Consider the following 8,423-nt stretch of genomic DNA (forward strand, 5'->3'; position numbering starts at 1 on the left):
TTTCAGCACTTGCAAAAAAGCCCCGTTTTTGTGCGCCCTCCGCACCTCTGCCGCTTTTTTCTGCGCAGGCTTTCCGCTTTCTCCTGATCCAACCGGTTTTTGAGGGGAAGGAACAATCGGATGAACGGAGCGGATACCGCATGGATCATTGTGGCCACGGCCCTGGTCCTCTTTATGACACTGCCAGGGCTGGCCCTGTTCTATGGCGGGCTTGTGCGTGCCCGCAATGTGCTCAGCGTCTTCATGCATTGCTACGCCATTGCCTGTTTGATGAGCGTTCTGTGGCTGGCGTTCGGCTACACCATTGCCTTCGGAAGCAGCACCTCCGGTATCTGGGGCGGCCTGGACAAGATGTTCCTGAACGGGGTCACCGCCGACAGCCTGTCGGGCACCCTGCCCGAGGTTCTGTTCTTTGCCTTCCAGATGACCTTTGCCATCATCACGCCCGCGCTGATCGTCGGCGCCTATGTGGAGCGGGTGGGCTTCGGCTTCGTGCTGGTGTTCTCCGGCCTCTGGATGCTGTTCTGCTATGCGCCGGTGGTGCACTGGATCTGGGGCGGCGGCTTCCTGGCAGACGGCGGCATTTTCGGCGACACCGGGGTCAAGGATTTTGCCGGCGGCATCGTGGTGCATGAAACCGCAGGCCTGGCCGCGCTGATCATCGCCTTCTTCCTGGGCCCGCGCAAAAACCGCAGCATCCCGCCACACAACCCCGGCTATGTGATGATCGGCGCCGCGATGCTGTGGGTCGGCTGGTTCGGCTTCAACGGCGGCTCGCAGCTGGCCGCTGACGGGGGCGCGGCGATGGCGCTGACCGTGACCCATATCTCCGCTGCCACCGCGTCGCTCAGCTGGGCGCTGTGGGAAAAGATCAAATACGGCAAGGCCTCGCTCGTGGGCCTGGTGACCGGCACCATTGCTGGCCTCGCCTCGATCACCCCGGCCTCCGGCTTTGTCGGCCCGGTGGAAGCGCTGATCATCGGTGCCGTTGCCGGCGTGCTGTGCCAGGAGGCGGTCAACCTGATCCGCAACAAGATGCAGATCGACGACACTCTCGACGTCTTTGCCGTGCACGGCGTCGGTGGCATCTTCGGCACCATCATGATCGCCGTTTTCGGCGCCGGCGCCTGGGCCGCACAGCTGGGCGCGCTGGCCATCGTCGGCATCTTCACCGTGGTTGTGACCATCGTGCTGGTGAAAGTCACCGCCGCAATCACATCGCTGCGCGTGGATCTTGAAAGCGAGACCAACGGCCTCGATCTCTCAGTTCACGGTGAGCGCGCATACGACATGAACAGCTGACCCCGGCTATGACGAATGCCACCACTCACGGCAGACGGTGCGTATTTTGCACCGGACGGGTCCCCTCGGGGACCCGTTTTCGTTTCAGGTCAAAGGGGTTAGCAGCCAGGCCTGTTCCAGCGCGTTGCAGCGCTCGCCGACCCGGCCCTCAGCCGCGCGCTCTTCGATCAGAGTGATGCCGTGGCTGTCCTGATACAGCGCCCGCACAGCTGATCCCGGCACCGAAAACGGCGGCCCGTCCATCAGGGACTGGTCGTAATCGAACCCGATCAGGAGCTGCCTTGCAGTGCCGGTGATCCGGTTCAGATACGCGGCATAGGCCTGCCGGTCCTGTGGCTTCACCGCAACCAGCGCCGCCCGGTCATAAACCGCATCAACCTTATCGAGATGCGCTGGGGTAAGGGCAAAGAAATCGCCTGCGTAAAGGGTCAGATCGCCCAACTGAAAGCGGGTTAGCCCATCTTCTTGCGTGACTTCAGGGGTCAGCCCTAGCCGTGCAAACACTTCCTCCACCGCGCCCTGATTAAACTCGACACCGGTCACATGCAGCCCCTTGGAAAGCAGCCAGTCCAGATCCAGCGCCTTGCCGCAGAGCGGAACAAACACGGATTGGCCCGCCTCCAGATCAAGCAAGGGAAAATGCCGCGTCAGCAAGGCGTTGGGCGCCGCTTCGTGAAACCCGATCCGGTTCTCGCGCCAGCGCGCCTGCCAGAATTCCTGTTCCATCGCGGCTTTCCCTTCTACTGGAATTTTCTGTTTCCAGCTGGTGATACAACTTCAAGCGCACTTGAGGTCAAGAGGTATCCCGGCCGCTGAACCTCAGCCGTACAGCTCCGCCGCACGGCGCTCGAACGCACGCACGATGCGCTGCATCGCCTCGTTGAAGACCACCCCGATGATGCCCTGCAGCACCGCATTTTTGAACTCGAAATCGACAAAGAAGTCGACGTCGCAGCTGCCGTCCTCGCGCGGGGTGAAGATCCAATGGGATTTCATGTAGCGGAACGGGCCGTCCAGATACTCTGTATCGATCTTTCTCTCGCCCGGATAAAGGGTTACCCGGCTGCCGAACCGTTCGCGGAAGACCTTGAAGGAGATCACCAGATCCGCCTCCATCACCTCTGAATCGCCCAGCGGCGCGCGGCTGCGGATGCGGGCGGCAGCGCACCAGGGCAGGAATTTCGGGTACTGCGCGACATCGGCCACCAGATCGTACATCTGCTGCACCGTATAGGGCATCTGGCGGGTTTCCGAGTGTGTGGGCATCTGTCCGCTGATTTTCTGCTACAATTACCGGGCGTCATGTCCTATGTACGCGCGGGAAATTCAAGGGGGCAGCCATGTCACAGCGTCCATATGTCATTGATGTGATGATCTCGGCCAAGGCAATCGCCGCGCGGATCGAGGAGCTTTGCGAGGAAATCCAGAAGGAATTCGGCAATACCGACAAGCTGGTCGTGGTCGGCCTGCTGCGCGGCAGCTTCGTGTTCATCGCTGATCTGGTGCGCGAGCTGGATCTGCCGATCGAGGTCGATTTCCTGGAGGCGTCCTCTTACGGAGACTCGATGGAGAGCAGCCGGGAAGTGCGTATTCTCAAGGACTTGCGCGGCGCCATAGAAGGGCGCGACGTCCTGGTTGTCGAAGACATCGTCGACACTGGCCACACGCTGAACCATGTTACCCACCTGCTGCAAAGCCGCAATCCGGCGCGTCTGAAATCGATTGCGCTCTTGGACAAGCCGTCGCGGCGCGAGGTGGATTTCCGCTCTGATTGGGTAGGCTTTGAAATCCCCGACGAATTTGTTGTCGGCTATGGCATCGACTATGCGCAGCGCAACCGGAACCTGCCGCATATCGGCAAAGTGCGTTTCACCGACGAGGGCTGAAACGGCCAAAAACCGGGGGTGACATGCGTGCCCCCCCTGTGCACCGCCCGTACACCCGCTGACGCCATTTCGGTACCGGGGTGCCACAGAAATCACAAGTCTGCACGGCGACGGGAACCGGCGAATGCCCGCTGGTTCCCGCCCGCCAGCCAGCAGTTTCCGGCGCAACATATTTGCCTTTTCCCCGCGCCTGCCCCATGTGACTCTCAAACGCAGAGATCACGGGAGATCCGCAATGCAGAAGGTATTGACCGCAGCAGCGGCTGCCGCCATGACCCTTACCCTTGCTCCCGCAGCCAGCCATGCGGGGCCGCCGAAATGGGCGCCGGGACACAGCAAGAGCGCAGCCCATTATGCGCCGGGCCAGGTCAAGAAACGGCACCACCGCAAGCACAGCCATGATCACGGTCATGACCACGGCCGCATTCGCGGGGACGACTGGGTCTATATAGACGACTACGGCCGCTGGGGGCTGAACCCGCCGCGCGACGGGCACCGCTATGTGCGTCAGGGCGACAAGATCTTTGAGGTCGTCAAGGATACCCTGGCGATTATCGGCGCTGTGGCCGTTGTTGATGCGCTGACCAACTGACGCTCAGCCAAGCAAGTTTCTGAGCGTGTGCAGAAAAATCCCGGCCCCGGCCGGGATTGCTGCGTCAGGGAAATCGAAATCCGGGTTGTGCAGCTGCGGCTGCGTCTCGCCGGAGCCCAGCCAGAACATCGCCGCCTTTGCGTGCTTGCCGAACTGGCCGAAATCCTCCGACCAGCGCTGCGGATAGTCCCGCATCTGCGCCGGATGGCCTGCCGCGCTGCAGGCGTCCTGCAGAATCTCCACTGCCTCAGGGTGGTTGGTGCAGGCGTCAAAGACGTCATCGAATTCGATCGAGACCCCCAACCCTTCCGACGCGCAGACCTGCTCCGCCAAGGCGGTGGCGGCGGCGATCAGCTGTTCCATGCGGGCGTCAGTGACAGTGCGCAGGGTGGCCCAGACCTCTGCCTGCCCGGGCGCGATGCCGAAGGTGGCCTCGCCCAGCTTGGCGTGGGTCAGGGTGACCAAGGCGAATTCCGGTCCCAGATCACCGCCACTGCCCAAAGCAACAAGGCCCGGCAGCAGCCGGGCGATGGCACCGGCAGGGGACACCCCGTCCTGCGGCACGGCAGCGTGGGAGGTCTTGCCGGTCAGCTTGATCCGCATGCCCCGCGACGCGCAGTTTGCAGGGCCGGAGCACAAGGCCACCTGCCCCGCGGGCAGTCCCGGCAGGTTGTGCAGAGAGAAAGCATAGTCCGGGGCAATCTGCGTGAAAGCCGGATCGGCAATCACCGCTGCTGCGCCCTTGCCGGTTTCCTCGGCGGGCTGGAACAGCAGCACGGCGCGGCCCTTTGCTGGGCGCTGCGCCGCCAGTTGCTCTGCCAGCGCCGCCACCATCGTCATATGGCCGTCATGACCGCAGAGATGGCCGCGGCCAGCGTGGGTGGAGCGGTAGGGCTGATCCGATAGTTCCTCGATCGGCAGCCCGTCGAGTTCGCAGCGGATCAGGACCGTGGAGCCGTCCGCCCTGCCCTCATAGACCGCCGCAACACCGTGGCCGCCAAGCCCGGTCAGCAGCTGGTCGGGCTGATGCTGGCGCAAGTAGTCCGCCACCATGACAGCGGTCTTTTCCTCGGCGCCGGAGACTTCGGGGATCTGATGCAGGGCGTGGCGCAGTTGCGTCAGCTGCGCCAGACGCTCCGGCGTCATGCCAGGCCAAGCTTCTTGTTGCGGGCCTCGCGCAGGCGGGCGAAGTCGTCGCCTGCGTGGTAGGAGGAGCGGGTCAGCGGCGTGGCCGAGACCATCAGGAAGCCCTTGCCATAGGCGGCTTTCTCGTAGGTCTTGAACTCCTCCGGCGTCACGAAGCGGTCCACCGCGTGGTGCTTGGGTGTCGGCTGCAGATACTGGCCGATGGTCAGGAAATCGATGTCGGCGGCGCGCATGTCGTCCATCACCTGTTTCACCGCCTGCGCGTCTTCGCCCAGGCCGACCATGATGCCGGATTTGGTGAAGACCGACGGGTCCAGCTCCTTAACCCGCTGCAGCAGGCGCAGGGAGTGGAAGTAGCGTGCGCCTGGGCGGACCTCAGGGTACAGGCCCGGCACGGTTTCCAGGTTGTGGTTGAAGACGTCGGGCTTGGCCTCGACCACCAGTTCCAGCGCGCTGTCATCGCATTTGATGAAATCGGGCGTCAGGATCTCAATCGTGGTCTTGGGGCTGCGGTGGCGCACGGCGCGGATGGTCTGGGCGAAATGCTCGGCGCCGCCATCCTCCAGGTCGTCGCGGTCGACGGAGGTGATCACCACATGGTTCAGGCCCAGCTTCTGCACCGCATGGGCAACCCGGCCCGGCTCAAACGCGTCCAGCGCGTCGGGGCGGCCGGTGGCAATGTTGCAGAAGGTGCAGCCGCGGGTGCAGATCTCGCCCATGATCATCATAGTGGCGTGGCCCTGGCTCCAGCATTCGCCGACGTTGGGGCAGCCCGCTTCCTCGCACACCGTGGTCAGCTGGTTGTCGCGCATGATCTTGTGCGTTTCGGCATAGCCCTTGCCGCCCGGCGCCTTGACCCGGATCCAGCTTGGCTTCTTGGGCTGAGCGTTGTCGGGACGATGCGCCTTTTCGGGGTGGCGCTGCTCCGGGATCTTTAGGTCTCTCACGTGGAATTTCCCTTCCGGCCTCTGGCTTCTGAGCGGGTGTACCATAGCTGATGTGGCTTGGCACGGGCATATCGTCAACCCTGCCTTGCGGCCTGATCATGGCTTGCGCCGCCGTATACAGGTGCCGTTTTCCTTTGCCAAAGCGCCGCATCGCCGCACATAGTCTAGCTGTGCAGGGCAAACGCACGGTTAAACGGTTCAGGTAATCAGTACAGGGAGGGCGTGATGGCCAAGGAGCTGGAGAAGTTCAAGGCGGAGCACAAGAAGCTGGCTGCGGGCACCAAGAAATTCACCACCGCCGAGGGCGACAAGATCAAGAAACGGATCGGGATTTCGCTGGGCAATGCCTGGGAGGGCGAGGATTATTTCCGGGAAAGCCTGGCCAAGGCGCGGGCTGACGGGGTGACCTCCGGCAAGATGGCGGATTTTCAGAAGAACAAGCACTTCAAGGACGGCATGACCACCTGGAACAAGTCGGTGGACATTCACCAGGGCGAAGTCGACGCGATGAAGGGCTTCTGCACGGAGGCCAAGGCGCACCTGGCCAAGATGAATAAACTGGCCGCGGATATCGATAAGGACCTGAAAAAGCGGTCCAAGACCTCCGCCTCGAAGAAGGACATCGAGGCGCTGCAGGGCGCGCTGGCCAAGGAGGTTGCCGAGGTCAAGAAGGCCTCGGAATACGAGGGCAAGCTGAACGCGATGCAGAAGCTCTATGCGGCGAATTTCCAGAAGAACGTGGCCAAGATCATGAAGGAGTCGCCGGACAGCCATGACAAGAAGAAGGACGCGACAGAGCTGCCGCAGCTGCTGGTGGACCGCAACCTGAAGAAATACACCAACCAGGTCGGGGCGCTGGTGAAGGCGATCAACGCCCATTGCGTGTCGGCGATCGACAAGGCGGGCCAGGACCTCAAGGCGGCGGCGCCGGATCTGAAGGCGGCGGCGGCCAAGTTCAAGGATCTGAAGAAGATCAACGACCAGTACCAGGCCGTGAAGAAGAAGTTCCCGGGCGCGATCAACGACTCCAAGGACAAGAAGAAGCTTCTGGCGACGCTGAAGAAATTCAATGACCTCACCGCCGCGGCCGAGCGCAAGGTGCGCGGCACCACGGTGACGATCAAGAAGGCTGCGGCCTAGCGCCGCGCCCGGCGGCTGAAAGCAAGGACCGGCGGCCGGAACATGCCGCGATCCGCGCCTTGAAGGGCGCATCTGCGCCGCTTGCCGCGGCGCAGAAATATAACCTGCATCCTGGACTCATGGACGTGTTGATACCGGCTTAGAATCATTTTAATTCTGCGCGCCGAACGAGCAAACACCTTCAGGAGATTCAGAGATGAAAGCTGGCGTTAAGCTGCCCGACGTGACCTTCCGCACCCGCGTGCGCGACGAGTCGATCGAGGGCCCGAACCCGTTCCGCTGGGAAGACAAGACCACCGCCGACTATTTTGCAGGCAAGCGCGTTGTGCTGTTCTCGCTGCCGGGCGCCTTCACCCCGACCTGCTCCACCTACCAGCTGCCGGGCTTTGAAAAAGGCTTTGCCGACTTCCAGGCCGAGGGCATCGACGCGATCTACTGCATGTCGGTGAACGACAGCTTCGTGATGAACGCCTGGGCGCGCGCCCAGGAGCTGGAAAACGTGGAAGTGATCCCGGACGGCTCCGGCGAGTTCACCCGCAAGATGGGCATGCTGGTCGCCAAGGACAACCTGGGCTTCGGCAACCGCTCCTGGCGCTATGCGGCCATCGTCAACAACGGCGTGGTCGAAGCATGGTTCGAAGAGCCGGGCCTGTCCGACAACCACGGCGAAGACCCCTATGGCGTCTCCTCCCCGGAGACCGTGCTGAAGCATCTGAAAGAAGCCAAGGCAGAAGTCGCGGCCTAAACTGCGCTGCCATTTCCGGCATTTGAACGGGTCCGCGCAGCGGGCCCGTTTTCTTTCGCGGCGCGCTTCAGCCGATCATCTCTTCCTTTTGCGGGCTGGCCTCTCCGTAGAAGTCTGCCAGATGCTGCAGGGCGATGCGCAGCACAACCTTGCCCGACCGGGCCGGCCAGCCCAGTTTGCGCTCTGCGGTTTCCAGCCCTTCGAGGTGGCAGCAGCAGCGCAAGGCGATGTCGCTGAGGCCTGCCCCCAGTTTCTGCAGCGCTTCCGTCATCCGCTGGTGCGCTGCGGCGGCGGCCTGGTAGCTGGTACTGCGCATCGGGTGGCTGCCCTGGGCAGAATACAGCTCCTCCTGTGTCAGATGGCTGCTGATCTGCGCCAGTTCGAAATCCTCGCGCAGGCGCCTGCCTGCCCGCACCATCGGTAGCGTCCCAACCCGTGGTGTAGGAGGCCGCGCGCGAAGCCATTGGCTTAGCGCAGCGCGCGGCCGGGCTGGCGGCCACCGCGCATCTTCGTAGTCTGAGGTTGTTGAAGCCGATGACAACGAAGGAGAGCACGATGACCGAGACCATGATCGACCTTCCGGGGGTGATCGCCAAGAGTGATGACGCGGATTTCTTGCGTGAGCTGATCCAGGACGCCGCACAGCGGCTGATGGACATCGAAGT

At 62.7% G+C, this 8,423-nt stretch carries 10 protein-coding genes; 5 read left to right on the forward strand and 5 right to left on the reverse strand.

The annotated features are described in order from the left end of the window. The first annotated feature begins 120 nt into the window (after window positions 1-120). Entirely contained in the window at window positions 121-1,302 is a 1,182-nt protein-coding gene (locus GKC28_RS11705) for an ammonium transporter (RefSeq protein ID WP_174147065.1), read from the forward strand. Between the two features lie 84 nt (window positions 1,303-1,386). Here GKC28_RS11705 and tmpT read toward each other — a convergent pair whose 3' ends face one another. Together tmpT and GKC28_RS11715 are read right to left on the reverse strand one after the other, a co-directional pair. Next, window positions 1,387-2,028 carry a thiopurine S-methyltransferase gene (tmpT, locus tag GKC28_RS11710; RefSeq protein ID WP_174147066.1) on the reverse strand — a complete coding sequence of 214 codons (642 nt, stop codon included), beginning with the start codon at window positions 2,026-2,028 and terminating at the stop codon, window positions 1,387-1,389. Window positions 2,029-2,121: 93 nt separating this feature from the next. Then, window positions 2,122-2,568: a type II toxin-antitoxin system RatA family toxin gene (locus tag GKC28_RS11715; RefSeq protein WP_174147067.1), complete on the reverse strand. Its 447-nt coding sequence runs from the start codon at window positions 2,566-2,568 to the stop codon at window positions 2,122-2,124. A gap of 74 nt (window positions 2,569-2,642) precedes the next feature. Here GKC28_RS11715 and hpt point away from each other — a divergent pair, with 74 nt between their 5' ends. Both hpt and GKC28_RS11725 read left to right on the forward strand, forming a co-directional pair. Continuing rightward, window positions 2,643-3,188 carry a hypoxanthine phosphoribosyltransferase gene (hpt, locus tag GKC28_RS11720; RefSeq protein ID WP_174147068.1) on the forward strand — a complete coding sequence of 182 codons (546 nt, stop codon included), beginning with the start codon at window positions 2,643-2,645 and terminating at the stop codon, window positions 3,186-3,188. A gap of 235 nt (window positions 3,189-3,423) precedes the next feature. After that, complete coding sequence (locus tag GKC28_RS11725; RefSeq protein ID WP_174147069.1) at window positions 3,424-3,780, forward strand: hypothetical protein; 357 nt, start codon at window positions 3,424-3,426, stop codon at window positions 3,778-3,780. A gap of 3 nt (window positions 3,781-3,783) precedes the next feature. Here the strand turns inward: GKC28_RS11725 and GKC28_RS11730 are convergent, their stop codons facing one another. Together GKC28_RS11730 and lipA are read right to left on the reverse strand one after the other, a co-directional pair. Beyond that, a complete protein-coding gene (locus GKC28_RS11730) occupies window positions 3,784-4,926 on the reverse strand; it encodes an amidohydrolase (RefSeq protein ID WP_174147070.1) in 1,143 nt (380 codons plus the stop codon). After that, complete coding sequence (gene lipA / locus GKC28_RS11735; protein ID WP_174147071.1) at window positions 4,923-5,873, reverse strand: lipoyl synthase; 951 nt, start codon at window positions 5,871-5,873, stop codon at window positions 4,923-4,925. The genes GKC28_RS11730 and lipA overlap by 4 nt, the downstream gene beginning before the upstream one ends. 225 nt (window positions 5,874-6,098) lie before the next feature. Here lipA and GKC28_RS11740 point away from each other — a divergent pair, with 225 nt between their 5' ends. Both GKC28_RS11740 and GKC28_RS11745 read left to right on the forward strand, forming a co-directional pair. Next, on the forward strand, window positions 6,099-7,013 hold the full coding sequence (locus GKC28_RS11740) for a hypothetical protein (RefSeq protein WP_174147072.1): 915 nt from the start codon (window positions 6,099-6,101) through the stop codon (window positions 7,011-7,013). A gap of 196 nt (window positions 7,014-7,209) precedes the next feature. Further along, window positions 7,210-7,758, forward strand: coding sequence for a peroxiredoxin (locus tag GKC28_RS11745; RefSeq protein WP_174147073.1), 549 nt, complete (start codon window positions 7,210-7,212; stop codon window positions 7,756-7,758). A 67-nt stretch (window positions 7,759-7,825) separates the two neighbouring features. On the opposite strand, the gene GKC28_RS11750 is transcribed toward GKC28_RS11745, so the two are convergent. Next, window positions 7,826-8,176 (reverse strand): DUF6456 domain-containing protein, encoded by a 351-nt coding sequence (locus GKC28_RS11750; protein WP_368041113.1) that lies wholly within the window; start codon window positions 8,174-8,176, stop codon window positions 7,826-7,828. Between the last annotated feature and the right edge of the window lie 247 nt (window positions 8,177-8,423).

The organism is Leisingera sp. ANG59 (assembly GCF_013317235.1).
Lineage (GTDB): Bacteria > Pseudomonadota > Alphaproteobacteria > Rhodobacterales > Rhodobacteraceae > Leisingera.